General features: G+C 53.9%; 27 protein-coding genes and 2 pseudogenes. 16 read left to right on the plus strand and 13 right to left on the minus strand.

Features of this window, described 5'->3' with window-relative positions:
- Together MVC73_RS09685 and upp are read left to right on the plus strand one after the other, a co-directional pair.
- Nucleotides 1–1,331 (plus strand): MATE family efflux transporter (locus tag MVC73_RS09685; protein WP_297510410.1); only part of this gene is annotated, 1,331 nt, incomplete at its 5' end.
- Nucleotides 1,332–1,380: 49 nt separating this feature from the next.
- On the plus strand, nucleotides 1,381–2,055 hold the full coding sequence (gene upp / locus MVC73_RS09690) for a uracil phosphoribosyltransferase (RefSeq protein ID WP_297510413.1): 675 nt from the start codon (nucleotides 1,381–1,383) through the stop codon (nucleotides 2,053–2,055).
- A gap of 20 nt (nucleotides 2,056–2,075) precedes the next feature.
- On the opposite strand, the pseudogene MVC73_RS09695 reads toward upp, so the two are convergent.
- The 7 genes and pseudogenes from MVC73_RS09695 to MVC73_RS09725 all read right to left on the minus strand — a co-directional run.
- Nucleotides 2,076–3,386 (minus strand): annotated as a pseudogene (locus MVC73_RS09695) (transposase); the annotation flags it as partial.
- The gene (gene tnpA, locus MVC73_RS09700; RefSeq protein WP_297510416.1) at nucleotides 3,374–3,808 is read right to left on the minus strand and encodes an IS200/IS605 family transposase; all 435 of its coding nucleotides are present in this window, start codon (nucleotides 3,806–3,808) and stop codon (nucleotides 3,374–3,376) included. The gene tnpA and the pseudogene MVC73_RS09695, both read right to left, overlap by 13 nt.
- A 128-nt stretch (nucleotides 3,809–3,936) precedes the next feature.
- Complete coding sequence (locus tag MVC73_RS09705; protein WP_297510419.1) at nucleotides 3,937–4,266, minus strand: hypothetical protein; 330 nt, start codon at nucleotides 4,264–4,266, stop codon at nucleotides 3,937–3,939.
- Between the two features lie 70 nt (nucleotides 4,267–4,336).
- Nucleotides 4,337–5,320 (minus strand): hypothetical protein, encoded by a 984-nt coding sequence (locus MVC73_RS09710; RefSeq protein ID WP_297510422.1) that lies wholly within the window; start codon nucleotides 5,318–5,320, stop codon nucleotides 4,337–4,339.
- Between the two features lie 4 nt (nucleotides 5,321–5,324).
- Nucleotides 5,325–6,056, minus strand: a complete 732-nt coding sequence (locus tag MVC73_RS09715) for a DUF2334 domain-containing protein (protein ID WP_297510425.1) — start codon at nucleotides 6,054–6,056, stop codon at nucleotides 5,325–5,327.
- A gap of 36 nt (nucleotides 6,057–6,092) precedes the next feature.
- Nucleotides 6,093–6,959 (minus strand): alpha/beta fold hydrolase, encoded by an 867-nt coding sequence (locus MVC73_RS09720; RefSeq protein WP_297510427.1) that lies wholly within the window; start codon nucleotides 6,957–6,959, stop codon nucleotides 6,093–6,095.
- Nucleotides 6,959–8,260, minus strand: coding sequence for an MFS transporter (locus tag MVC73_RS09725; RefSeq protein ID WP_297510430.1), 1,302 nt, complete (start codon nucleotides 8,258–8,260; stop codon nucleotides 6,959–6,961). Before MVC73_RS09725 ends, MVC73_RS09720 begins: the two co-directional genes overlap by 1 nt.
- A gap of 92 nt (nucleotides 8,261–8,352) precedes the next feature.
- Here MVC73_RS09725 and MVC73_RS09730 point away from each other — a divergent pair, with 92 nt between their 5' ends.
- The 7 genes from MVC73_RS09730 to MVC73_RS09760 all read left to right on the plus strand — a co-directional run bounded on the left by MVC73_RS09730 (nucleotide 8,353) and on the right by MVC73_RS09760 (nucleotide 15,366).
- Nucleotides 8,353–9,060, plus strand: coding sequence for a glycerophosphodiester phosphodiesterase family protein (locus MVC73_RS09730; protein ID WP_297510432.1), 708 nt, complete (start codon nucleotides 8,353–8,355; stop codon nucleotides 9,058–9,060).
- Between the two features lie 29 nt (nucleotides 9,061–9,089).
- Nucleotides 9,090–9,830: a glycerophosphodiester phosphodiesterase family protein gene (locus MVC73_RS09735; RefSeq protein ID WP_297510480.1), complete on the plus strand. Its 741-nt coding sequence runs from the start codon at nucleotides 9,090–9,092 to the stop codon at nucleotides 9,828–9,830.
- Between the two features lie 33 nt (nucleotides 9,831–9,863).
- Nucleotides 9,864–11,345 carry a glycerol kinase GlpK gene (gene glpK, locus MVC73_RS09740; RefSeq protein ID WP_297510435.1) on the plus strand — a complete coding sequence of 494 codons (1,482 nt, stop codon included), beginning with the start codon at nucleotides 9,864–9,866 and terminating at the stop codon, nucleotides 11,343–11,345.
- A gap of 238 nt (nucleotides 11,346–11,583) precedes the next feature.
- Nucleotides 11,584–12,105 carry a hypothetical protein gene (locus MVC73_RS09745; protein ID WP_297510438.1) on the plus strand — a complete coding sequence of 174 codons (522 nt, stop codon included), beginning with the start codon at nucleotides 11,584–11,586 and terminating at the stop codon, nucleotides 12,103–12,105.
- A gap of 161 nt (nucleotides 12,106–12,266) precedes the next feature.
- Nucleotides 12,267–13,757 (plus strand): NAD(P)/FAD-dependent oxidoreductase, encoded by a 1,491-nt coding sequence (locus MVC73_RS09750; RefSeq protein WP_297510483.1) that lies wholly within the window; start codon nucleotides 12,267–12,269, stop codon nucleotides 13,755–13,757.
- Complete coding sequence (locus MVC73_RS09755; RefSeq protein ID WP_297510486.1) at nucleotides 13,757–15,019, plus strand: NAD(P)/FAD-dependent oxidoreductase; 1,263 nt, start codon at nucleotides 13,757–13,759, stop codon at nucleotides 15,017–15,019. Before MVC73_RS09750 ends, MVC73_RS09755 begins: the two co-directional genes overlap by 1 nt.
- Nucleotides 15,016–15,366, plus strand: coding sequence for a DUF1667 domain-containing protein (locus MVC73_RS09760; RefSeq protein ID WP_297510440.1), 351 nt, complete (start codon nucleotides 15,016–15,018; stop codon nucleotides 15,364–15,366). The genes MVC73_RS09755 and MVC73_RS09760 overlap by 4 nt, the downstream gene beginning before the upstream one ends.
- Here MVC73_RS09760 and MVC73_RS09765 read toward each other — a convergent pair whose 3' ends face one another.
- The 4 genes from MVC73_RS09765 to MVC73_RS09780 all read right to left on the minus strand — a co-directional run bounded on the left by MVC73_RS09765 (nucleotide 15,367) and on the right by MVC73_RS09780 (nucleotide 17,923).
- Complete coding sequence (locus MVC73_RS09765) at nucleotides 15,367–16,161, minus strand: hypothetical protein (protein WP_297510443.1); 795 nt, start codon at nucleotides 16,159–16,161, stop codon at nucleotides 15,367–15,369. It abuts the gene before it with no gap.
- Nucleotides 16,162–16,283: 122 nt separating this feature from the next.
- Nucleotides 16,284–16,496 (minus strand): hypothetical protein, encoded by a 213-nt coding sequence (locus MVC73_RS09770; RefSeq protein ID WP_297510446.1) that lies wholly within the window; start codon nucleotides 16,494–16,496, stop codon nucleotides 16,284–16,286.
- A 5-nt stretch (nucleotides 16,497–16,501) separates the two neighbouring features.
- The gene (locus MVC73_RS09775; protein WP_297510448.1) at nucleotides 16,502–17,200 is read right to left on the minus strand and encodes a PrsW family glutamic-type intramembrane protease; all 699 of its coding nucleotides are present in this window, start codon (nucleotides 17,198–17,200) and stop codon (nucleotides 16,502–16,504) included.
- Nucleotides 17,201–17,245: 45 nt separating this feature from the next.
- On the minus strand, nucleotides 17,246–17,923 hold the full coding sequence (locus tag MVC73_RS09780; RefSeq protein WP_297510450.1) for a metallophosphoesterase: 678 nt from the start codon (nucleotides 17,921–17,923) through the stop codon (nucleotides 17,246–17,248).
- Nucleotides 17,924–18,014: 91 nt separating this feature from the next.
- Between MVC73_RS09780 and MVC73_RS09785 the strand changes: the two genes are divergently transcribed.
- Nucleotides 18,015–18,299 carry a hypothetical protein gene (locus MVC73_RS09785; protein ID WP_297510453.1) on the plus strand — a complete coding sequence of 95 codons (285 nt, stop codon included), beginning with the start codon at nucleotides 18,015–18,017 and terminating at the stop codon, nucleotides 18,297–18,299.
- Here MVC73_RS09785 and MVC73_RS09790 read toward each other — a convergent pair.
- Nucleotides 18,291–18,968, minus strand: a complete 678-nt coding sequence (locus tag MVC73_RS09790) for an HAD family hydrolase (protein WP_297510456.1) — start codon at nucleotides 18,966–18,968, stop codon at nucleotides 18,291–18,293. The genes MVC73_RS09785 and MVC73_RS09790 overlap by 9 nt on opposite strands.
- Complete coding sequence (locus tag MVC73_RS09795; RefSeq protein WP_297510459.1) at nucleotides 18,969–19,583, minus strand: DOMON domain-containing protein; 615 nt, start codon at nucleotides 19,581–19,583, stop codon at nucleotides 18,969–18,971.
- Between the two features lie 111 nt (nucleotides 19,584–19,694).
- On the opposite strand from MVC73_RS09795, the gene gcvPA reads away from it, so the two are divergent.
- The 6 genes and pseudogenes from gcvPA to MVC73_RS09825 all read left to right on the plus strand — a co-directional run.
- Entirely contained in the window at nucleotides 19,695–21,041 is a 1,347-nt protein-coding gene (gene gcvPA, locus MVC73_RS09800; RefSeq protein WP_297510461.1) for an aminomethyl-transferring glycine dehydrogenase subunit GcvPA, read from the plus strand.
- A complete protein-coding gene (locus MVC73_RS09805; protein WP_297510464.1) occupies nucleotides 21,041–21,241 on the plus strand; it encodes an antitoxin family protein in 201 nt (66 codons plus the stop codon). The genes gcvPA and MVC73_RS09805 overlap by 1 nt, the downstream gene beginning before the upstream one ends.
- Nucleotides 21,231–21,692, plus strand: coding sequence for a type II toxin-antitoxin system VapC family toxin (locus tag MVC73_RS09810; RefSeq protein WP_297510467.1), 462 nt, complete (start codon nucleotides 21,231–21,233; stop codon nucleotides 21,690–21,692). The genes MVC73_RS09805 and MVC73_RS09810 overlap by 11 nt, the downstream gene beginning before the upstream one ends.
- A gap of 1 nt (nucleotide 21,693) precedes the next feature.
- Nucleotides 21,694–23,202, plus strand: coding sequence for an aminomethyl-transferring glycine dehydrogenase subunit GcvPB (gcvPB, locus tag MVC73_RS09815; protein ID WP_297510470.1), 1,509 nt, complete (start codon nucleotides 21,694–21,696; stop codon nucleotides 23,200–23,202).
- A 217-nt stretch (nucleotides 23,203–23,419) separates the two neighbouring features.
- Complete coding sequence (locus MVC73_RS09820) at nucleotides 23,420–24,196, plus strand: methyltransferase domain-containing protein (RefSeq protein WP_297510472.1); 777 nt, start codon at nucleotides 23,420–23,422, stop codon at nucleotides 24,194–24,196.
- Nucleotides 24,197–24,256: 60 nt separating this feature from the next.
- Nucleotides 24,257–24,885 (plus strand): annotated as a pseudogene (locus MVC73_RS09825) (ABC transporter ATP-binding protein); the annotation flags it as partial.

Raw genomic sequence — 24,885 nt, forward strand, 5'->3', positions numbered from 1 at the left:
GGGAGGCCCTCTCCGCGCCGGGGGTAACGTGGCCGATAATAGGGACTCTGATGGCCCTCGGTATGGGGTTCGTTACGGCAGGCTTCGCCTTCGTCGGGCAGTACATAGGTGCCGGAGAATACGAGAGGGCCAACCGCTCCGCGGGAGCGCTGTACTCGCTCATGCTCTTCTTTGCAACAGCCACCGCAATTCTAAGCCTCCTGATACTTCCCTACGCGCTGGCCTTCATGAAGGTAACCCCCGCCCTCTACCCCTACGCGAAGACCTACGCGACGATAATCTTTCTCGGCGTTCCCTTCGCTTTCACATACATGGCCTTCTCGGCGCTTAGCAGGGCCGCGGGGGACACAAAAACACCTATGAAGATAACCCTCCTCACAGTGAGCGTCAACATAGTCCTCGACCCGGTTTTCATCTTCGGCCTCGGCCCATTCCCGAGGCTCGGCGTTGCCGGCGCGGCGCTGGCGACGATTTTAGCCAACACCCTCGGCTCGGCGATAGGTCTCTGGATTCTCTTTAAAGGGAAGATAGGCCTCAGACTGAGCGTTGAGAACCTAAAGCCCGACCTTGGGTTCTACTCTAAAATCTTCAGGGTTGGCCTGCCAGCGAGCGTTGGACAATCAGCGAACAGCTTCGGCTTCGTAGTTCTCACGAGGATAATCATGGGGTTTGGGGATGTAACCTATGCAGCTTACGTCATAACCACGAGGCTCGTCAACTTCCTCACGAGCATATCGAGGGGAATAAGCATGGCGATGGGAACCATGATAGCCCAGAACGTTGGGGCGAGGAAGTATGGAAGGGCCAAGGCGATAGCGGAGAGGACGATGGTGGTGAACTTCACGATAGCCGGACTGGCCGTTCTGATAATAGGCCTCTTCCGCGTGCCCATCTTCAGGGTTTTCCTGAACGACCCCGCGGTTATAGCCGAGAGCAAAATAGTCCTTGAGTACTTCCTCGTTTCTGTTCCCTTCTTCAATGGTATATTCATAGTCGTGAACAGAACCTTCAGCTCTGCTGGACACACGAAAAAGACTATGCTCTTAGGAATACTCCGCCTCTGGGGGCTGAGGATACCTCTGAGCTACCTCTTCGGCTACGTTCCGGCTCTGGCGGTGGCCTTTACCCTACCGCCCCTCCAGAAAACGCTCTACCTCAGGCTTCCCCTTGCCGAGCTCTTCGGGATGACGAGCAAAGGGGTATTCTTCGGCATGGGGCTTAGCAACTTCGTGGGAGCGCTCCTTGCGCTTGCGTGGTTCATGAGGGGAAGCTGGATGAGGGCGATAATCGAGAGGGAGTCCAAAAAGCTAGAAAAGAAAGGAGCGTTTTAACTTCCGGAAGTCTAATAAACCCACACGGCAGAAGCTGGACGGTGAGACCATGAAAGCCGAAAGATGGGATGGTGTTTACTCCTTCGAGGACAGCCCCTTCATTATGGAGATATTAACGGGGCTGAGGGACGAGAGAACCGGGCCGATAGCCTTCAGAAAGGGTCTCGTAAAGCTCGGCCGTTACATGGCCTACGAGATAACGAAGACAATGGAAGTCGAAAGGGTTCCCGTTAAGACACCCCTTGAGGAGACGGAGGGGGTAATTGTAAAGGACAGGCGTAACGTGGTGATAATAACCGTCCTCCGCGCGGCGATACCGCTTATGGAGGGCCTCATCAAGGTTCTTGACCATGCGCGGGTTGGCATCGTCTCGGCCTCGCGCGGAAAAGCGCCGAAGTTCGAGATAGAGATGAACTACGTCAAAATACCGAAGATAAGGCCAGAGGACACGGTAATAATAGCCGACCCGATGATAGCCACCGGCTCAACGCTCATCAGGGTTCTTGAGGAGGTTAAGCGATACGGAAGGGCCAAGCGATACGTTATCGTGGGTGTTCTCGCCGCTCCAGAGGGGATAGAGAGGATAAAGAGGGCCTTTCCAGAGGTCGAAATCTTCGTTGCCAAGGTTGACAGGGAGCTGAACGACAGGGGCTACATCCTCCCCGGGCTCGGTGATGCCGGCGATAGGGCCTTTGGAGCACCTCTGACCTCCTCCCCGGCCTGAAGGGCGAGGGTTCCAACGAGTTAACCCCTCGCTAAAGGCGGAGAGGTTCGAGGGGCTTCACTAAAGCCCAATTCGAAACGGGCTTTCAGCCCCTCGGGGAGGGTCTTCCCCCCGTTACCCCTCCCTTGGGCGTAAAGACCACCCAAGTTCGGGGTTATCTTTTTCACAGCCTTCTTCAAAATATTAAAGGCACCAACTAAATCCGCATTGAATACAAGCCCCGTCTCGGGACACTTAAATAATCCCCGAACAAAACGAGCCCCTTCGTGGGGCTTCCCACAAACGGGGCAAGTTTTTGAAGTGAAAGCCTCATCAACGACATCAACGCTAATACCATACTCCTCGGCCACTTCCCTGAGTCGCTGAATCACCGTGTTAAACCGCCAAACGTGAGAGAGGACGAAATTCTGCTTTTTACCCTTATTCGGCTTTTTAGCAATCCCCTTGGGATAACCTACCACAATCCTCGAAACCCCAAGACAGTAGAGCCTTTCAACAGTTTGTCTTACTATCGTGTTAATGTAATGTTTAGCTTGAAGCTTAGCCTTCTCGTGCAGTCTTCTAAGTTTTCTACTCGTTTTTGCTCCCGACTTGTTAAGCTTAGACTGGTAAACGGCGATTTTCCTCTGGAAGTAGAAGTCAATGGCTTTCAACGGTCTTCCATTGACTAAGAAACTCTTACCATTTTCCACATAGACAGCCATTAAGTTGCTCACTCCCAAATCTATCCCTGCCGAAAGGTTCCCCAAGGGTTGCCTTGGGAGTTTGACCCACTCGTTTTTGACGAGTTTTTCCGTGACTTCTGAGAAACTGATGTGCGCATACCACTTTCGCCTTGAGGGATTGTATTGAATCTCCAGTCTCCCCTGCTTGCCCTTGAGGTGTATTCTCCCCCTGAATTGGACTTCAAGGCGTTTGAACTTTCCGAGGCCCTTGAGGATTAGTTTATTGTTTTTGATTTTGTATTGGTCGTTTCTGAGGACGATTAGGGGTTTCCTCTTTCCGTCTTTTTTGAGATAGTTTGGTGGTTTTGGTTTGAAGTCTTCTGACAGTTCACCTTCCTTTTTCTTTTTAATGAGAGTGAAGAATGAACGCCAGGCTTCAGCGTTCTTCCTGCAAATTTGCTGGACTGTTGCAGAGCCGATTTCCTTTTTAAACTCTTCGTAAACTATCTTTTCGGTTTTGTTGAAGTCCACGATTTGCTCTTTGAAGAATTCTTGTCGCCTTAGGTAGTTTACCCGGTTCCAGACTTTAGCCCCAATGTCGGCTAACTCGAAGAGAGTTTCCTCCTGTTCTTTGCTCGGCTGGAGTTTGAGCGTTACGCTCCTCTTCGTTTCAACTCACGCTCCCATTGGGTTTCAACGTAGTGTTTGATAATCTCGTCCGTTATGTAGCCAACTGAGGCGACAAAATAAGAACGAGACCAGAGTCTCCCGTGAGTCGTCTTGCTTCTCAACTCTGGAAATTCTTGGAGGAGTTTTCTTGCCGTCTTACCCTTCAAGTGGTTCACTATTTGGGCTGGTGAGAGGTTGGGTTTCGCTTGGAGGAAGACGTGAACGTGGTCTGGCATTACTTCGAGTGCAATGACTTCACACCCGATTTCTTCTGAGTATTCTTTGAGCATTTCTTTGAGCCTTTCAGCGACTTTTCCGGTGAGGATGTCCCTCCGGTATTTTGGTATCCAGACGAAGTGGTAGGTTATGAAGTGTTTTGCGTGTCTTGTTCTTTTGATTCTTGGTGATTCTGGCTTCATTGTGAATCCCTTAGTGTATGGTATGCATTATTGCTTAAATGTTTTTCGCTTTCCTGTTTAAGGGCGGGTTTTAGAATTACTGCACCCCACCCTAAAGGGCGAGGCTTTCAGAAGAAAAAAGTAAAGGCTCAGTAAAGTTTACCTCCCTCCTCGCGGAGCTTTTCCCTTTCCCTCTCGATTCTCCTCTCGTCCTCAAGGAACTTGGCCCCGTAGTGGTACCTCACCCTCCCGAGCAGCGTCAAAGCCCTGTTCATGAACCTTCCGGCGTAAGCTGCCACGAGGGAAGCGACCACGAGCAGAGCGATGAAGAAGAGGGCCTCGTTCATCTCATAGCCAGCCCAGAGGAAGCTGTAGAGCAACCCGCCGAAGAGGAACACGAAGAGTCCGCCGACCAGAGTTATAAGGAGGAGCCTGTAGCCGTAGCGTTCCATGAAGAGCGCGAAGTCCACAGGAATCACCAACAACGTTTTGGTTATGCCCTTTTTACGCATTTCGGTGTTCCTTTGCATATCATCCAAGTTCATGGCCTCAACCGATGCGGAGAAGCCTTACGCTTCCCCCGGGAGTTGAGTATCCGAGGAACTTTCCATCAGTTGATATGGAGAAGCTGAGCAACGGGCCGGTCTTCAGTTCAATGGCGCCAGTGTCGTCGAATATGCAGAGCTCTCCAAACCTTTCACCCAGCCTGCACCCGGCCACCACTTTGTTCCCTGCCAGTGCAACCTTTCTGACATCACCTCTAAAGCCCCAGAGCGGACGGCCCCTCCTAAGGAGATAAAGGCCGTCTTTTCTCTTGCCAAGGGCCAACAGCTCGCCGTCATCGCTCAGGTCGTAGGAAAAGCCTCTCGGGAAAGGGGCCTCAAGGTAAACGTCAATCTCCTTCCTGTAAAGGACGAAAACGTCCCTCATCCTCCCGCTCTGGGAATAGGAGTAGGAGAAAGCCACAGTTGAATCGTTGGCCACCACGGGCCTGAAGAAACGGAGCAGACGGGAGCTAGGTGGCAAACGGAAGACCTTCCCAACGTCCATCTCAAAGGGGTTGAAGAAGATTAAGTTGAGGCCGGGGTCGAACCTTGAGAGACCCACGGGAATCCTGCCGTCCGGGGAGGACGAAAGCAACACCGGGCCTTCAATGAGAAAACCCAAATCCCTGACAAATTCTCCCTCAGAGACTATCCCAAGCGTCTCCTCAAGCGGGTTGTAGATGTAGATAACGCCCATGTCCGATGAGCAGGCCATATCAACTCCTCCCTCTGCGGTGAAGGCCCTTTTGCCCCCATCAAGAACCTCAAGGCTACCCGGAGTTAGGACGGCAACTCTCTCGCGGGAGGCGCAGAGGCCCCTGAGGGAGCGGTAGGTCCTGCTCCACTCAACCCTGCCGTCCCTGATGCAGAAAAGCCTCCTCTCCCGTCCAGATGGGGTAAGGGCCATAACACCGCCTAAATCCGATACTGCCCTCACAACGAGGGGACCGCCGTTGCCCGGGAAATCCCACTCCTCCACCTTGGACACCACCCTATCCTTCTCTCACTTCCTCCCCCTTTTTATCATGCACGGCGAAGGCTAAAAACTCCCTCAAGAACTCCAGTCCGGCGTCGTTGTTCACGGCCTTCGGGTGAATCGAGAGGAAGAACGTACAACGGCAGTTCAGGTAGCTCTCCTCGGCACTGGTCAGTTGATATGGGAGAAGGAAGGAGGGCATATACCACGTGTACTCCCTGTTGAGTATTGGGACTTCTCCGCCGGGGGAATACAGGAAATCCCGGCCTATAACCGTGAAGTTTCTAGCTATAAGAACCCGAAGGGCGTTGCCAGAGAGGGAGTAGCGAGGGGCTATAAAGTAGTGAGGTTCGGGCAGGGAAGACTCCTCAAGGGTTCTAAGGCCGAGCTCAAGCTTTATCTCAGCTGTACTAGAGTTGCAGTCGAACTCATTACCCAAGTGGTCGTAGCCGTGAAGCCCGATGCGATAGCCCTCGGCGCTGAGGTTCCGGAGGAATGAAACAAATTCAGGGTAGCGGTTGATGGGCATCTCCCCACCGTGATTGGGTATTACAAAGAGGTACGTCTCGTTCTGCAGACCGTAGGAGTCAATTATCTCCGTCAGCTGCCTGAGCTGGGAGTAGTAAGCGGGGCTTACGTCATGGACGAGGATTACCAGATGATCGAGGTCTGGAAGGTAGGCAGGGCTGGAGAGGGATGAGGAAGATACGAAGACAAGAATCACGAGTATGGGAACGGCCTTCTTCATCTGAGATAAAATGTAGAAGGGGCGTAAAAAGGTTTCTCAGAGGTATTTCCTGAAGAACTCGCCGACCCTAGCCTTCCATTCCTCAGGGTGGAGCTTGAGCGTCCTCACGTGGGGGGCATCAGTGACCCAGAGTTCGACGTCCGGGTTGACTTCCCTGTTTTTCTCGTAGAAGGCCTTAACCTCCTCCACTTTGATGAGGGGGTCGCTGTCGCCCTGTATCAGGAGGAGCGGTTTTCTAACCTTATCAGCGTAGTCCATTACGTTGAGCTCCCTTGCACCGCTGAAGAGCTTCGTGAAGGGCTTAACGAAGGCATAGAGCCACTCCGGGAGGTTCGCAAAGTACTTCAGGCCCCTCGCCCCCGTCTTGTCCATGTCTATTGGAGGCGAATCGGCGACGCCGCAGCAGACCCCGTTTATCTCAGCTAGGGCCCTTATCGTCAGCACCGCGCCCATGGAGAAGCCAACGAGCCCTATCCTCTTCGCACTCTCCGGGTGGTTCTCGACCAGCCACTTAACGGCCCCCCTAACGTCTTCTATCTCCCTGTCGCCGACCGTCGTGTAGTTTCCCTCGCTCTTCCCGTGGGCGCGGAAGTCGAAGGTTAAGACGTTATAGCCCTCCTTCAGCAAGAACTCGGTGACGGGCTTCATGTAGACGTCGTCCCACCTGCTCCTCGTGTAGCCGTGGAGGGGGATGACCGTCTTCTCGCTCCCGTTGTCTATCCACCATCCACTGAGCTTGAGCCCGTCCCCGCTCTCAAAGGTTACCTCCTCGTAGTCGAAGCCAAGGTCTTTAGGAGTCCAGTCTCCTATAAAGCGCGGTGGCTTCACCATCTTGTAGGCGACGAAGGCGAGGAATAGCAGAACGAAAAAGAGAAGGAGCCACAGGAGCCAGCCCACCTCCATCACTCCCCAGCAGGTTTGCTCTCAACGTCGAGGTGCTTCATGCCCCATATCAGCGGGAGCGAGATGGCTATGAATATCGCCCCGACCGGGAAGAGAACCTTGTAGTTGTTGCCCGCGAGATGGACTATGAAACCACCGACCGTTCCAGCTATGAGTATGGGGAAGGACTTCGTTGCCTCGAAGACGCCGTAGTAGCGACCGTTGTAGGCCTCCTTCTTGTACTTGGTGAGGAGGTCGCCGATGACGGGCCACGAGGTCGCCATGAGTGCTCCCCAGCCTATTCCCGCGACGGCTATAAGGGTGGTTATCTCGCCCCTCGTGGAGACAAACCAGCCAAACAGGAAAGGTATCAGGAATATCACCCCGCTGATGAGGATTGACTTCCTCCTGCCTATCCTGTCGTAGAGCGGGCCACCCACTATTGCCCCTATCAGAACGGTGACGTTGAAGAGGGCCATTATGGCGTTTCCGAGGGCGGTAACCTCCTTCGTCCCGAGCACCGATTCGAGGATTCCGAAGAGGAACACCGCGACGAACTCGAAGCTGAGCCACCAGAGCATCTGGGCGATGTAGAAGTTTAGGAAGTCCTTATCGGAGACTATGGCCTTCAGGTAGTCCCAGAGGCCCTCCTCGGGAAGCTCGCCTTCTATCCTCGGCTCCCTTATTCTGAGGGCAACGTAGATGACAGAGAATACCAGGAAGAACGCAACGAGCGCGAAGGGAATCCAGAAGTTACCCGCCTTTATCATCGCCTCAATGCCGTTTTTTATCCCCGTTGCCTTGGTGGCGCTCGCCGCGAGGAATGCTATCGAGCCGAAGAGCACGAGGTTGCCCATCCACTCGAAGAGCGTTATGACACCGCTCGCCTTACCCCTGACACCGCTCTCGATTATATCGGGCATCAGGGAGCGGTACTGTGCGACGAAGGAGTACATGAAGAAGTAAAACAGCGCCAGCAACACCGCGAAGGTCATCATGGAGACGCCGGCTATGTAACCGAGGTAGAGTGCTATCGCCGTAAGACCAGCCAGTATGCCCCCGGCGAGGATGAAGGGTACCCTCCTGCCAAGCCTTGAGCGGTAGATGTCGCTGTAGTAACCCATTATGGGCGGGACTATCAGGCCCATGAGTCCCTGAAGAGCGAGAACCGTTCCGATGACCGTTGGGGCCTCGGTATACCTTGCCTCAAGGAGCTTGAAGGTCAGTCCCTTGTTCAGCGCCCAGCCAGTGCTCATGCTGAAGCCCAGAAGGGCAAGACCCAGAATGACGCTCCATTTAAACTTCTTTTCACCGTTGGACACAGGAATCACCCCACTATATAGTCTATATGGCATAAGAGTTTGGGCGGGGAAGCTTTTAAGGGTTTTCAGACCATTTTTGGGCGGTAGGACAGATGACACCTATGGACAGTGAGAAAATTTTCATACTTGGCCACAGGGGCTTTAAGGGGAACATTGAAAACACCATTCCTGCCTTCAGGAGAGCTTTAAGATACGCCGACGGTGTGGAGTTCGACGTTAGGGTCACAGCAGATGGAAAACTCGTCGTCCACCACGATGAGGGCTTTCTCTCCAGAGGGAACTTTTACACCATCAACGGGCTGACTGTGCTGGAACTGAAGAGACTGCATCCAAGGGGCAGGCTTATCCCAAGGGTTGATGAGCTCTTCAGGGAGTTCAGGGGGGCTTTCTTCAACGCCGACGTCAAGGAGGCTGGAGCAATGGAAAAGTTGCTGAAAACAGCTGAGAGGCTGAAAACGCTGGAGAGGACTGTCTTCTCATCTGAAACCCCGGCCATAGTAAAAGCCCTCGCTAGAGAGTGCCCCGACTGCAGGGTGGGCTTTTCCATTGTGGGCTACTCCTCCCTCCGCTGGATAATCCATCTTAGGGGCCTCTACTCCCTCCACGTGCCTATTGATGCGGTTTCTTACATCGGCTACAACGCAGTGGTCTCGCTCATGAGAACCTTCAGGAAGAGGGGCCTTAGGATATACCTCTGGAACTACGAGATGGACGAGCTTTCGTGGGCTCCGAGGTTTCGCCCCTTCGTCGATGCCGTAATCTCCGACGACCCTTCGAGGTTAAGAAAAGTTTTTTACTGAGCTGGGGGAAGTTAAAACCGGTGGTTTGCATGGAAGGTAAGGTTCTCGTGCTGGGCCACAGGGGCTACTCGGCCAAATATCCGGAGAACACTATTCTGGCCTTCAAAAAGGCCATCGAGGCTGGAGCGGATGGGGTTGAGCTAGACGTCTGGCTGACGAAGGACGGGGAAGTCGTTGTAATCCACGACGAGACCGTTGACAGGACGAGCAACGGGAGCGGTAGGGTAAAGGATATGACGCTGGAGGAGCTCAAAGGGCTCGACTTCGGAAACGGAGAGAAGATACCGACGCTTGAGGAGGTCTTCGAGGCCCTACCGGAGGAGGCCATCATAAACGTCGAGATTAAGGATGTAGATGCCGTCGAGAGAACTGCTGAGATAGTAAGGGCTCACAACCCGGAGAGGGTCATAGTTTCCTCCTTCCACCTCGATGCCCTCGAAAAATACAGGAAGCTCGACCCGGAAACAAAGATAGGAATACTCATCAACCGCGAGGAGACGATAGCAAAACTGCCGGAGCTGATGCCCAGGATAAGGCCCTGGTCAATCAACGCGCCGATAGATGCTTTGGCCATCCTCGGCGTCGAGAAGACCGTTGGGGCACTTCAGATGGTCAAGAAAGCTGGCTTAAAGGTTCTCCTCTGGCCGCTCAACGAGGAGCTCTACTACCAGAACGACAACCTCGTCAGGCTCGGCGGGCTCTTCGACGGAGTTATGGCCAACGACGTCGAGAGGATGATAGACTACCTCCGCTCCCTGGGCTTAAGGTGAGACCGAGCCCCTTCTTAATTCTTGGTGGTGAAGATGGAGAGGTTAATACTCTCGCTCGACGAGGGGACGACTTCGGCAAGGGCAATACTCTTCGACAGGGAGAGCAACATACACGGCATCGGCCAGTACGAGTTCCCCCAGCACTATCCGAAACCCGGCTGGGTGGAGCACGACCCGGAGGAGATATGGGAAGCCCAGCTGAGGGCGATAAAGACGGCCATTGAGAGGGCAAAGATTGAGCCGGGTCAGATAGCGGCGATAGGGGTTACCAACCAGCGCGAGACGACGATAGTCTGGGACAGGAGCGGAAGACCGCTCTACAACGCGATAGTCTGGCAGTGCAGGAGAACGGCTGAAATGGTCGAAGAGATAAAGCGCGAATACGGAAGCCTCATCAAGGAGAAGACCGGCCTCGTGCCCGATGCATACTTTTCCGCGAGCAAACTCAAGTGGTTACTCGACAACGTGCCCGGTCTGAGGGAGAAAGCCGAGAGGGGCGAGGTTCTCTTCGGGACGGTGGATAGCTTTCTCATCTACCGCCTCACCGGTGAGCACGTAACCGACTACTCAAACGCTTCCAGAACCATGCTCTTCAACATCAAAAAGCTGGAGTGGGACGACGAGCTACTTGAGCTCTTCGACATTCCAGAGGGCGTTCTTCCTGAGGTAAAGGAGTCGAGCGAGGTCTACGGCTACACGAAGAGGGAACTCCTGGGTGCCGAAATCCCGGTCAGCGGAGACGCGGGAGACCAGCAGGCTGCACTCTTTGGGCAAGCCGCTTTCGAGGCCGGAATGGTGAAGGCCACCTATGGAACAGGGAGCTTCATCCTTGCAAACACCGGAAAGACCGTCCGCTACTCTGACAATCTGCTCACGACCATCGCGTGGGGCCTGAACGGGAGAGTCACCTACGCCCTTGAAGGAAGCATTTTCATAACGGGAGCGGCAGTCCAGTGGCTCAGGGACGGAATAAGGATAATCAAACACGCCTCAGAAACGGAGGAGCTCGCGAGGAAGCTGGAGAGCAACGAGGGGGTCTACTTCGTGCCGGCCTTTGTGGGCCTTGGAGCGCCTTACTGGGATCAGTTTGCAAGGGGACTGATAATCGGCATAACGCGCGGAACTGGCAGGGAGCACCTCGCGAGGGCAACCCTTGAGGCGATAGCTTACCTAACGAGGGACGTGATAGAGGAGATGGAGAGGCTCGTCGGAATAAAGGAGCTCCGCGTCGATGGAGGAGCAACAGCCAACAACTTCCTCATGCAGTTCCAAGCGGACATATTGAACAGAAAGGTCATCAGACCAGTCGTTAAGGAAACAACGGCACTCGGAGCGGCTTATTTAGCGGGACTCGCGGTAGGCTACTGGACAGACGTTAAAGAAATTGAGGACTTATGGAGAGCCGAAAGAATCTTTGAGCCATCCATGGACGGGAAAACCAGGGAGAAGCTCTACCACGGCTGGAAGGAGGCGGTGAAGAGGGCAATGGGCTGGGCCAAGGTCGTCGGGGAGTGAGTTACTATCCCAATCCCCATATTTTCATACTTCCGGGCGTATAACTGTGGGGAGGAAGTATGAAAAGGCAGATAGTTCTTTTTAGCGTGTTCTTGATGCTCGTAATACTCGGATATGTCCTGCAGGGGGATAATCACAAGAACCAAGGCACATCAATCCAATCGGCAGTTCTGAAGGGGAGCTCCACTCAGACCCCAGTCGGAGGAAAGCCCCATCAGTCAACGAGATACTAATTAGCTTGGGCGCCCATGAATCTTTCTGCTGGGTCGTTAATGGAACGTCACTTCCGATTCCTTTCTTCGGAATTCAAGCTAAGGAAGTAAAGGGTTGCGTGAACTACGCCAACGGCTCCGCCGTTTACTGGATTAAAGATGTGAACGGAAAAATCCTCCTTCGTTGGGTCAGCTCCGCTGATGATTTCAAATGGTCGGTAATAACAAGAACCACGTGGCCGGAGCTTAATATCGTAAACTTCCTCCAATGGATACTTGAAAGTGGGAACGTGACTGAGGTCAGAAAACTCGGCGATAGCTACGAGTTCTACCTGTTCCTTAGGGCTGAGTACGAATCCAACGCCGGGACAATCGAAGACCCACACATTATTAAAACCGTGAAGCTGTGGAACGTTACCCTTGTTGTCAATGGCGACGGCAAACCTCTGGGAGGCCATATTTCAGGTAAGGATAAGGGGCCTTCGAACGTTTACGGTGCCAACTGGCTCCACGAGGGAAACTTCACGCTCCTCGGCCAATGGGGCTGATGTTGTGGATGTACAGGGATGACCCTTTCCCCAGTGATCACTCACGTCCTTCCTTCTTATGCCCTAAACTGTTCTCTCGTCTCCATTAGGGCGAACTAAAGGTTAAAGAAAGCTTTAAAACATGCAAAGTCCTTTCCAATACTTAGTTTGGGGTGGTGGTCATGAAGACAAAGGTCGCCATAATAGGCGCCGGAATAAGCGGCGCGAGCATAGCGCGGGTTCTCAGCAAATACGAGAACCTAGAGGTGCACCTCATCGAGAGGGCCCCCGATGTGGGCTGGGGCGTGAGCAAGGCCAACACGGCTTTGATCCACGGTGGCTACGACGACGACCCGGACAAGTACCCGACGAGGGCGAGGCTCTGCATAAGGGGAAACAGGCTCTGGCACCAGTGGGTTAAAGAGCTCCAGATAGCCCACGTCTGGAACGGAGCTTTAATAGTGGCAACCAAGGAGGAGGACTTTGACGAGCTGGAGAAGCTATTGGAGCGCGGGAGGAGGAACGGCGTGCCAGAGATGAGAATCGTTGAGGGGAACGAGCTCTTCCACCTTGAGCCCGGCCTCACGAGGGAAGCTCTTGGAGCACTCTGGGTCCCCATAGTCGGCCAGATAGCGCCGATTCCGGCGGTTATAGCGCTTGTCGAAAATGCCGTAGCGAACGGAGTGAAGACGCACCTTGAGACCGAGGTTAGGGGAATTAAGGTCGAGAACGGCGAGGTCAGGGGGGTTGAAACCAACAACGGCTTCATAGAGGCAGATGTGGTAATCAACGCAGCCGGCCTCTACGCGGACGAGATAGCGAGGATGGCGGGAATAGACTACTTCGAGATTCACCCGAGGAAGGGCGAGTACTGGATATTTGACGACGACGTCCCCGGCCCGAGAAGGGTCCTCTTCCCGACGCCAACTCCCGTAAGCAAGGGAATCGTCGTTACGACCGAGATAAGCGGGCACCTCATGATAGGGCCGAACGCCCAGGATCTTCCGCCGGAAGAGAAGGACAACCTTGCCACAACAAAGGAGGGCCTTGAGCAGGTCTGGGAAGGGGCAAAGAAGCTCTGGCCACAGCTACCTCCGAGGAGCAAGGTGATAAGAACCTTTGCCGGCTTAAGGCCAGAACCGACCGGCGGGGACTTCATCATAAAGGCGGAAGAAGAGGTCTGGGGCTTCATAAACGTCGCCGGAATACGCTCGCCCGGCCTGACAAGTGCGCCAGCAATAGCCTACGAGGTCGCCGAGATAATCCAGCGCGACCTTGGAATAAAGCTGGTTGAGAAGTCCAACTGGAACCCATACAGGAGGGAGATAACCCACTTCTTCATGCTCCCACCCGAGAAGGCAAACGAGCTCGTAAAGAAGAACCCAGCCTACGGAAAGATAGTCTGCAGGTGCAACAGCGTCAGCGAGGGGGATATACTGGAGGCGATAGAGAGGATGAAGTTCATAGGTGTTAAAACGCCGAGCGTCGATTCAGTCAAGTTCAGGACGAAAGCCACCACCGGAACCTGTCAGGGGAGCTTCTGCAGGCCGAGGATAGTCCAGCTTTTAGCGAGAGAATACGGTGTAGAGCCGTGGAAGGTCACGCTGAAGGGCAGGGGGAGTGAGATTGGAATAGGCGATGTGAAAGCCCTCCTGAGGGGGGATGAGGCATGATGAAGCCCTTCCCAGAGGTTCCAATGCTGAGCTACGACGTGGTCGTCATCGGGGGCGGGCCAGCTGGCATGGCCTCGGCAATAAAAGCAAAAGAGCTCGGTTTGAAAGTTCTCCTGCTCGACGAGAACGACTACCTCGGGGGTATTCTACCCCAGTGCATCCACCCGGGCTTTGGGATACACTACTTCAAAGAGGAACTTACAGGGCCGGAGTTCGCCTCCCGCTTGGCAAAGAGGCTCGTTGAGCTCGGCGTCGAATACAGAACCTCGGCGAGGGTTCTCGAAATCAGGAACTACTCCGACCTCGAAAAGTTCGTGCTCTTCACGTCTCCAAGTGGGATCTATGGAGCCTGGGCGAAGGCGATAATCTACGCGGCTGGAGCTCGCGAAAGGCACGCCTTCGAGATTGGAATCGTGGGCGATAGGGTTTCGGGAATCTACACCGCCGGAGAGGCGCAGACGCTCATGGATATCTACGGTGTTCTGCCCGGAAAAGAGATAGTCATAGTCGGTTCTGGCGACGTGGGCCTGATAATGGCCCGCCGTTTTGCCCTTGAGGGGGCGAAGGTGAAGGCAGTGATAGAGCTCATGCCCTATCCCGGTGGCCTGGCGAGGAACGTCATGATACTCCGCGATTTCAACATTCCGCTCTACCTGAGCCACAAGGTAGTGAAAGTCAGGGGAAAGGGAAGGGTGGAGCGCGTTAAGGTTGTCAGGGTCGACGAGAACCTGAAGGAAATCCCGGGAAGCGAGTTCTGGATCAAGGCAGACACGCTCGTGATCTCAGCGGGTTTGGTTCCCGCTGTGAAGAAGCTGAAGAAGATTGGTGTGGAGATAGACCCCTCAACCGGTGGCCCGGTTGTCAACGACAGGCTTGAGACGAGCGTTCCAGGAATATTCGTTGCAGGAAACTCACTCGTCATCAACGACCTCGTTGATTATGTTGCCGAGCAGGGTGAAGTGGCTGCTGAAGGAGCTAAAGAGTTCATAGAGAACGGCGGGATTGAAAGCAGGAAGTGGATAAAGGTCGAGAAAGGAGAAAACGTCCGCCTCGTAGTTCCCCACTACCTGAGCGGTGAAAGGGACGTTTACCTCTACCTCCGCGTTTCGAAACCTATGGAAGACGTTGAGCTGAGGATTCCAGAGATGGGCAAGAGATTCAAGCTCCCGGTCGTCAAGCCGGCAGAGATGATAAGGCTCAGGCTGAAGGCAGGGGAAATCAGAAACGCCGAGAAGCTCACAGTGGAGGTGGTGAGGCCATGAGAAAGACCTACCGCTTCACCTGCATCGTCTGCCCGCTCGGCTGTTCCGTTGAGGTTGAAGTCGAGGACGGAAAAGTTCTTGAGGTCAGGGGGCACACATGCCCGCGCGGTAAGGAGTGGGCCATCCAGGAGGTCATAAGCCCGAAGAGGGTCGTGATGACGGTCATTCCAGTCGAGAACGGGGCACTGCCGACTGTGAGCGTGAAAACAGCTGAACCGGTGCCGAAGGAGAAGATACCTGAGCTGATGAGGTTTTTGGCGGGGATAACTATAAAGGCGCCTGTAAATATCGGCGACGTTGTTGCCGAGTGGAAGGGGATAAAAATAGTGGCAACGAGAGGGGCTTGATCAGAGTATAGAACCCTCCAGCGGAAGTGCCTTCTCAAGTCCCTCCGGAGCCTTTATTTCCACTTTTCCGTTTATGTCCCTGAAGACAACAACGTCATGGATTGTTACGTTGATTGGAACAGCACTGTCCCACGTCTTTATTTTGACCACCACCCTGAAGTATTCCTCGACGTAAACTGGGTAGCCCTCCTTGGTGAGGTGAACCTCGACCCATCCCTCCTTGGTCGTCACGTTCTCGATGTCCCTCATCTTCATCTGAGACAGAACTAAGTCGCTCCTGTTCGTTATGTTCACGAGCTCCCAGTAGGTCACGTTAATCCTGAAGGAATAGCCCTCTGAGAGCTTCTTGATAGTTACGTTTTTCACGTTCAGGAGTCTCTTGATGGCCTCGATGTTGAGGGATCCCCTGCTCTCGTTGGCGATATCGGCATTGGTGACATTGTACCATTTCCCTTTGATTCTGAAAAATGCCTGGGTGCCGTTCAGGAAATACGGCCAGTTTGCTGTGATGTTCATGCCAAAGTACTCCATGAGGAGGGAGAAGTTGCCCGCTTCTATGCCCGAGCTCAGGTTGAAGGCACCGCTTGTCTTGAATTTCATGAGCACATCAACGGTCTTATTACTCGATGGATCGGTAAGGTTCATGGTAATGGAGACATTCTCCTGATAGGTTCCCGTATGGATGCTCTCTATGGCCTTCATGACCTTTTCCTCGTTGAGCCCCACACTGTCCCCTATGCATCCGCTGGCAAAGAGGACGAGTCCAGCGAGGAGAAGTGCCCAAATCCTTCTCATTTCACTACCTCCTATTATTGCAAAGAAACTTCGGTCGGAGGTTTAAATACTTTTTCTCTTCATTTTTAGCAAACTACTTGATGTAGTTTACAAAAAACGAAGATTTGGAGAGGATAAAAAGTTTAAAGGGCCTCGAACTTCTGGAGGAAAATTTTGAGATCCGTCTTGAAGGGCTCGTCGGCTTTCTCAATCTCTTTCTGAAGGAGCTCAAGGAACTCTCCTTCGTCCCTGGAAGCTTTCCAGAGGTTCTCGACGGTTTCTTTCAGCCTGTCCCAGTATTCAACGTAGGGGCGGGACTCGAAGAGGGCCTCCTTCAGCCTCCCTGATTCCTTCATGACAATCACCCCCTGAAGAAATAACCGTACCAGAACCTTCTCCTGTCCTCCTCTTCGCCCAGCAGCAGGAAGTAGCGGAGTATCGCGAGGTTCAGCAGGAGGAGGAATATCAGGACTATGTTGTAGGCCGGAACAGTGGCACTAAGGAAGGCGAAGTAGTCCCAGAAGAAGTGGAGCGTTATCGCCAGGGCATAGAAGTTGCCCAGCGCAACCGGCTTTCCCTCCGCCATCAACCCGTAGCCGACGCCGATTATTGCCGTCCAGGTTGCGTGGGCGAGTGGAGTCAGAAAAGCCCTCGTTACCGTAACGGCGACACCCCAGCCGAGGCCGTACAGAAAGTTCTCTGTTGCGGCGAAACCGAGACCAGCGGCGACGCCGTAAACGAGGCCGTCCATTATACCGTCCATCTGTCCGGCCCTGAAGGGAAGCCTAACGGCAAGGGCCTTGGAGGGTTCCTCCACGAGTCCAGCAACGAGGGCCACGTAGAAGGCTGTCGTCGGCAGTATGGGTTTAATTATCCCGCCGACCGTCAGGATGCCCTCAAGCACGTAGGCTATTGCCACTGAGAGCGTAGCGCCGAGCAGGAACGTGGCTATGACGTAGCGCTTTGGCTCGGGCTCATACCTGTCCTTATGGTAGAAGTACCAGAGGAAGGCGAGGGCCGGGACGTAGGCGAAGAAGACCAAGGTTGCCAGCACTCCCATTCAACCACCCAAATAAATGGAGGCCTCGGGGGTTTAAAGTTTTCGTCAGAGCTCCCTCAGTGCCCGTGAGAGCAGTGACAGCCTGCCGAAGTCGAGGAGCTCCCCCTCAAGGGGAACGATTACTCTGAAGTCCTCCTTGAGGAGTCTCAGGAAAGGCGAGACTACCTCCCTCAGAACGTCGTTCCCGTAGGCCCAGGGACTGAAGGCCGGGAGAACTATCAGCCTCTCCCCGAACAGGAAGACCGGGACTTTAACCACGGCCCCAACCTCATCCCGTAGCCTTATCGCGGGGTGCTCGTGGCCTATGATGAAGCGCTCGCCCTCGACGGGCTTATGGCCGTGGACGAGCTTCCAGTGGCCGATGTCAAGCTCATCAACGACCTCCACCCCCAGTTCCCTGAGCCAGAGCGTCCCAACGTCGTGGTTTCCCCTCACCAGGACTATCTCGTCAACCAGCGGATTAACTCTCTCAACAAACGCCCTCAGCTCCTCCCTCTCTCTCCACTCGGGGATGAAGGAGTGCTTCAGGTCACCGTCTATAATCAGTCTCTTGGGTTTGTGCCCCTCTATGAGGGCGGTGAGCCTACCAACCGTCTCGTGGAAAACCCTCGGGAGGTAAAAGCCCTCCCTGGCCATAGCTACCTCATAGCCCAGATGGAGGTCTGCGACGATGATGTTCTTTCCAAGGAGCAGGGCCTTTCCGGGGAGGGGTCTGGGTTTCATGGGCTAACGTTCTCTCCGGGGCTTTTAAGTTTTGTTAGGGGAACCGAAAAGGTTTTAAATTCGTCCATTGAGGTAACAGTGGTGAGTAAGAATGCCCTATATTGGGTTCGCGAGAAGCCCCCACGGACCCATCAGGACGTACGAGGAGATACTGCGGGAGCTCGAAAGGAGGGGATTTGAGGTCGGTTTTTCAAAGCACCACTGGGCCGGCGACCTGCCCTTCGGCCTTGTCGTTGCCGAGACCTCGAAGGGTTTAGTGGCAATAAGGTGGTCCTTGGGAAAGGAGTTCACGCTGAGGCTCGAAGAGGTCGACCGGGAGACCTACGACGAGTTCGTGGAGGACACGCTCGAATACACCAACGCTGACTCAGGATGAACGCTCTTGTTTAACCCTCTCGATGACGTCAAAGATGCTCCACAAATCCATGATAACGTGCAGGTGCGGGATTAGGGCGAGCCTCTCGCGGTTCTTTTCGACGAATTTTGCAGTGAATGGGAAGTAATACCAGACGTACTCGGTTTTTTCATCGCCGTGACCGATGAAACGCCAGGGCTTGTCGTCCACCCAAATGAAGATTTCATCACCGTACTTCTCGCGGACTAGTTTGAAGGCTTCGTCTATGGTAAGCTCCCGGCCGAAGACTATCACCTCGTCAAAGAGGTCGTAGAGCCCGGCCATCTTCATTCTTTTGACCTTCATGCCGTCGATGAAGTCCTCGGCCGAGAATGAGATAACAATGTGACCTTGCTCCCTGAGCTTCCTCAGCAGTTCCGGGGAGTCGTCTATCGGCTTCGTCAGCCTCGCCCTCTCCTCGAACCATGTTTCAAAAAACTTCGTTCTGAGGAAGAATGGTGGCTTTGACTTCTTCCTGTGCTTTCCGAAGGCCGGTCTCTCGAACTGAAGTTCTATCCTGGTTAGGAGTTTCGCCCAGAGGGTCTTTCCCGGAAGCCAGGGGTAGCGTCTCTCCAATGTTCTTTTGAAGGCCTCCTCGATGGGGGAGTAGCTGTCAACCAGAGTCCCGTCGAAGTCAAAAGCTATGATCATTCAACCACCTCCGAGACTCACGAAAGTTGAACCGGCCGAGACGTGCATCGAGAGGAAGTCATCGACAAGTCCGTAGGCCCAGATGACGCGGAAGCTCCCGTCCGCCGGAATTTTAAAGTCGTAGTTATCTCCGGTATCGAGTTTTCTGGAGAACTCGACCACAGTCCAGTTCTCATCTTCCCTTCCTCCATATGAGATAATGTCGAAACTCCCGCCTAGGACTGTATCGGGATTGTGCGGGCCCGCGAAGCCAGTAGAGTATGAGTCACTTATTCTGACCGTCCCGTTCGGGAGGACGTAGGCTATGACGATGTCGGTGTTTTTCATTCCCCCGCTTCCCCCAAAGCCCACCGCGAGCCAGCCGTGAGTTCTGGCCCTCATGCCGACGAAGAGAGTTCCGTTCTCAACGCGGAAGAATGCCTGGAAAGTACCGTCTCCTGAGGAGAAGTTCGCCCGGTATTCGCCCGGATTTATGAGGCCGTCGGGCTTCCACTGGACCTGCTGGGTAGTAGTGGATGTGCTGGATTTTCCGCCGGTCTGATTTACACACCCCGGGGAGAAAGTGAGTAGAGCAAGTACTAAAACCACTGCAAGGAATTTGGGGCCCCTCATCATGGGCTTAGAATTGAAGTGAGGGTTTTTAAAACTGCCCTGTCTTGGCACAAAGCATATATCCCACTTAGCCAAAACTTCAATGAGCATCTTAAAGCTCAGAAGGTGATAGGCATGGGCAAACACTACCTCCCCAACATTGCCCAAAAGGAAGAGATGCTCCGGGAAATCGGCTTTTCTTCAATCGACGAACTCTTCTCCGATGTCCCGGAGGGAATGGTTAAGGAGTTCAACCTTCCAGAGAGAAAGAGCGAATACGAGGTCTTCACGGAGCTCAACCGGGTTTTGAGCAAAAACAAGACCGTCCTTGAGATGCCGAGCTTTTTGGGGGCTGGAACGTACTTCCACTACGTCCCGGCCCATGTAAAGTACATCATCGAGAGGAGCGAGTTTCTGACCGCTTACACCCCCTACCAGCCCGAGATAAGCCAGGGAATGCTCCAGGCTCTCTTTGAGTACCAGAGCATGATGGCCGAGCTTTACGGCCTCCCTATCGTGAACTCCTCCATGTACGACTGGGGAACGGCAATAGCGGAAGCCGCTTTAATGACGGCCAGACTTCACAGGGGGAAGAGAAAGCGCTTCCTGATCCCGAAGGCACTAAGCCCGGAGAAGAAAGCCGTCATAAGGACGTATACAAGAGGAGCGGGCCTTGAGATAGTTGAGATTCCCTGGAACGAGAAGGGTCAGCTCGACCTCGAAAAGCTTACTGGGGACGTGAAGGATTCTGCTGGAGTTTACATCGAGATGAGCAACTTCTTTGGTCTCATTGAGGAGAACGTTAGAGAAATCGGAGAAATAGCCCACGAGGCAGGGGCTTACTTCGTCGTTGGAGCAGACCCAACGATGCTGGGGGTCTTTGAGGCTCCGGGAGAGCTGGGCGCTGATATAGCCGTTGGTGAGGCATCTTACCTCGGAAGCCCGATGAACTTCGGCGGGCCGAGGGCGGGCGTCTTCGCGGTGAGGAACGACAGGAAGCTGATAAGACAGATGCCGGGAAGGATAATTGGAATGACCAAAGATGCAGACGGAAAGAGGGCATTCGTTATGACCCTCCAGACGAGGGAGCAACACATAAGGCGCGCTAAGGCCACATCAAACATCTGTTCCAATGAGGCTCTCGTTGCAGTTGCAGCCGCCATCCACCTCGCAACGCTCGGGCCGAAAGGGCTGAAGGAACTCGGGGAGATCATCCTCAAGAACACGGCCTACCTCAGGAAGCGCCTCTCAGAGATCGGTGAGATTCCCTTCGATGGCCTTTACTTCAAAGACGTTCCCGTTAAGTTCGAGATTCCCTACAGCATAATCCACGAGAGGCTCCTTGAGGTGGGCATACACGGTGGCTACTACCTCGGAAAGCACTTCCCTGAGTTGGGCGAGACGGCGCTCTTTTCAGCAACTGAAACGACGAGGAAAGAGTGGGTTGATAGACTGGTTGAAGCCCTTAGGGAGGTGTCCTAATGCCCGTTGAGGCCGTGTACGAGGGTGGTGTTATAAAGCCTCTGAGACCACTGAAGCTGAAGGACGGCCAGAAGGTTAGGATTGAAATTGAGAGGGACTTCATAGAGGCGAGCTTTGGAATCGTGAAGTCCACGGTGGCCCTAAAAGAGCTGGAGGAAGCTTACAATGAGTACCTCCTTGAGAGAGCGAGTGCTCGTTGACAGCAACGTGATAGTGAAGCTCCTCAGGGGCAACGAGGCCGTCAAAAAAGCACTAACGGAACTCAGAGCGGAGTATCAGCTGGTGATAAACCCGATAGTCTTCAGTGAGGTCGCATACCAGCTTATAGTGGCCAAATACCTGGAGAAGAAGGGCAGATACTCCTCCTACGACGTAAAAAGGGAGCTAAAACGGGATGAAAGCCTGCTGGAGTACTACCGGGCGTTCTACGCAAACTTCATAGAAATGGGTCTCGAGCAGGGCCTTAGAATACTCGAGGTTGATGATGAAACCGTGGAAATCGCCAACAAAGTCATTGAGGAGAAGAAGCTTCTTCCAAACGATGCTCTAATCCTCGCGACGGCTTTGAAGTTTGGGATTAGGAAAATCGTCACGCTCAACGGAGATTTTGATGTTGGCTTGGTTGAGGTTGTGAAACCCGGAGGTGAATGATATGTTCCGCCAGGCCAAATGGGACGAACCACTCATATTTGAGCTCTCACGCTCCGGAAGGATTGGTTACACCCTTCCAAAGCCGATTGAAGATGTTGAGGTTGAAATTCCCGAAAAGCTGAGGAGAAAAAGCCCGCTCGACCTCCCTGAGCTGAGCGAGCCCGAAATAGTCAAGCACTATACAAGGCTGAGCGAGATGAACTACGGCGTTGACTCCGGAATTTATCCGCTCGGATCATGTACCATGAAATACAACCCGAAGATAAACGAGGAGATAGCCTCCCACCCGGGCGTGGCTTACATCCATCCCTACCAGGACGAGAGGACCGTTCAGGGAGCACTAAAGATAATGTGGGAGCTGGAGGGATGGCTGAAGGAGATAACTGGCATGGACCGCTTCACCCTCCAGCCGGCTGCCGGAGCGAACGGAGAATTTACCGGCGTTTCGATAATCCGCGCCTACCACCTCGACCGCGGAGAGACCCAGAGGGACGAGATGCTGGTTCCGGATTCAGCGCACGGGACGAATCCGGCAAGTGCAGCAATGGCGGGCTTCAAGGTTATAGAGATACCATCCAACGAGAACGGGACCGTTGACCTTGAAGCCCTTGAGAACGCTGTCGGTGAAAGAACCGCTGGCCTAATGCTCACCAACCCGAACACCCTCGGAATCTTCGAGGACGAGATTCTTGAGATAGCCAAAATAGTCCACAAGGCTGGTGGTTTGCTCTACTACGACGGAGCGAACCTCAATGCGGTTCTTGGAAAGGTCAGGCCAGGTGATATGGGCTTTGACGTGGTTCACCTCAACCTCCACAAGACCTTCTCAACGCCCCATGGTGGCGGTGGTCCTGGAAGCGGGCCCGTCGGCGTCAAGGCCTTCCTGAAGGACTACCTCCCCGTTCCGCTCGTTAGCTATGATGAGGAAAACGACCGCTACTACCTCGACTACGACGTGCCCAAGAGCATCGGTAAGGTGAAGGAACTTTACGGGAACTTTGCGGTTCTCGTGAGGGCTTTGACATACCTCAAGATAATGGGCAGGGATGGCCTGAGAGAGGTCAGCGAGGTTGCTGTCCTAAACGCCAACTACATCACCCAGAAGCTTAAGGGAACGAGAGGCTACGAGTTGCCGGGCAAAGAACTGAGGAAGCACGAGACGGTCTTTTCAGCCGAACCCATGAAAAAGGAGACTGGAGTCAAGGCCCTTGACGTTGCCAAGAGGCTCCTCGACTTCGGAATGCACGCTCCGACGATTTACTTCCCGCTGATAGTGCACGAGGCTTTGATGATAGAGCCAACAGAGACCGTGAGCAGGGAAGAGTTGGATGCCTACGTCGAGGCCCTCAAGAGGATAAGCGAGGAAGCCTACAGCAACCCTGAGATAGTCAAGAGTGCGCCCCACAGCACCGCCGTTAGGAGGGTTGACGACGTTTTAGCTGCGAAGAAGCCGGTAATCAGCTGGCGCATGTACAGGGAACTCAGGGCGAAGGGCGAAGTTGATTACTGAGCCTTTTCCTTTTTTGGGGTCGGCCAGTGCCAGTCTCATCACCCCTCAGACCGGTAAACGCTCGTCATTCCCCTTCCTTACTCCACGTATTCTTTTTAATACCTTTGCACAACTCCCATCGGCCGATGACGAGCGTTAGCCACGCTGAACGGTGAGGAGAAGAGGGTTAGCCGAGGCCAAACGTTTTAAATTGCCTTCATACTTTTACGGTGGTGAAATGAATTTGGAGGAGTTCTACAGGCACTTCAGGTGGTGGATGGAGCCGGGTGATAAGAGAGCAGTTGAGAGATTTCACGCCATAGAGGAGTTCTTTAGAGGCTTTGAGAAGGCCTCAAGCGTCCTTGACCTCTGTGCCGGAACCGGTATAGCGGGAGCTGCCGCGGCTAAGTCTCTTTCGGCATCAAAGCTAACACTCGTGGAGATGAGGGAAGAGGACGTCAGAAAGGTCACCACTTGGCTTAAAATTGCCGGAATAGAGCCAGAACTCAAGGTCATAACCGGAGACGTCCTGGAGCTTCCATCACTCGCCGAAAAGCATGACGTTGCCATTCTCTTCGGCCACAGCATGCCTCACTTCGACCCGTTTCAGGCGGTTAGGCTCTTCGCCGGAGTTGCCTTAGTCCTCGGTGAAGATGGAAGGTTTTTCATCGAGGAGACGGACAGGATTTACCGCTTCCTCTACCGCTCGGTTTATCAGCCGTTTCGGGTCGAGGCCAGAGGCGAAGGCTACTCCATAATCTCGCTCTACGAGGGCTACGACGTTGAGCGGGGCATGGAGAGGCGTGGGTATTACAGGCTTCCGGGCTTCGAGAAAGTCACGGAGATGGAGCTCAGACCCTGGGATACGGCATCACTGCTCGCCATTGGGAGGGTCTTTTTTAGAAGAGGGGGGATGATAAAAAGGGAAGAGCACGGCATAACCGGGGTCTCGGACGTTATACTCCTTTCAAAACCAAGAAAGAAAATTGCTGGAGAACTCTACAGCCAGTTCTGAATTCCAGAGTTTCACGGGGCTTTATATCCTTTGGGCGCGTAGTGTATAGTGGTGAAGTTGATGAGGGCCATTGAAGTTAGGGGCCTGAGGAAGAGCTACGGTGACTTCATTGCGCTCAGGGGAATAAACCTCGACGTCGATGAGGGTGAGGTGTTTGCACTCCTCGGGCCCAACGGTGCCGGAAAAACAACGCTCATAAGGATCCTCGCAGAGGGACTCTCCTATGACTCGGGCGAGATAAGGGTCTTTGGGGAACCCCTCTCAAAGAAGACTGCCCGTCTCATCGGCTACGCCCCCCAGGAGAGTTTAGCCTACGACGACCTTACAGTCAGGGAAAACCTTGAGTTCTACGCCGACCTCTACGACGTCCCGGGAAAGAGGGTGGACGAGCTCATCGAGAGGTTTAAGCTCCCGGCCAAGAAGAAGGCGAAGGAGCTGAGCGGCGGCTTCAAAAAGAGGCTGAACCTCGCGGTTGCCCTCCTCTACGACCCGAAAATACTGGTTCTCGACGAGCCTTCAACCGGCTTAGATGTGCCCTCCAGAAGGGAGCTGTGGGAGCTTATAAAGGAGTTTAGAGAGGAGGGAAAAACTGTTCTGCTGGCAACCCACTACATGGAGGAGGCCGAAGCTTTGGCCGACAGGGTGGCGATAATGAACGAGGGGCAGGTGATAGCGGTCGGAACCCCCGA

It is taken from the genome of Thermococcus sp., from assembly GCF_027052235.1.
Lineage (GTDB): Archaea > Methanobacteriota_B > Thermococci > Thermococcales > Thermococcaceae > Thermococcus.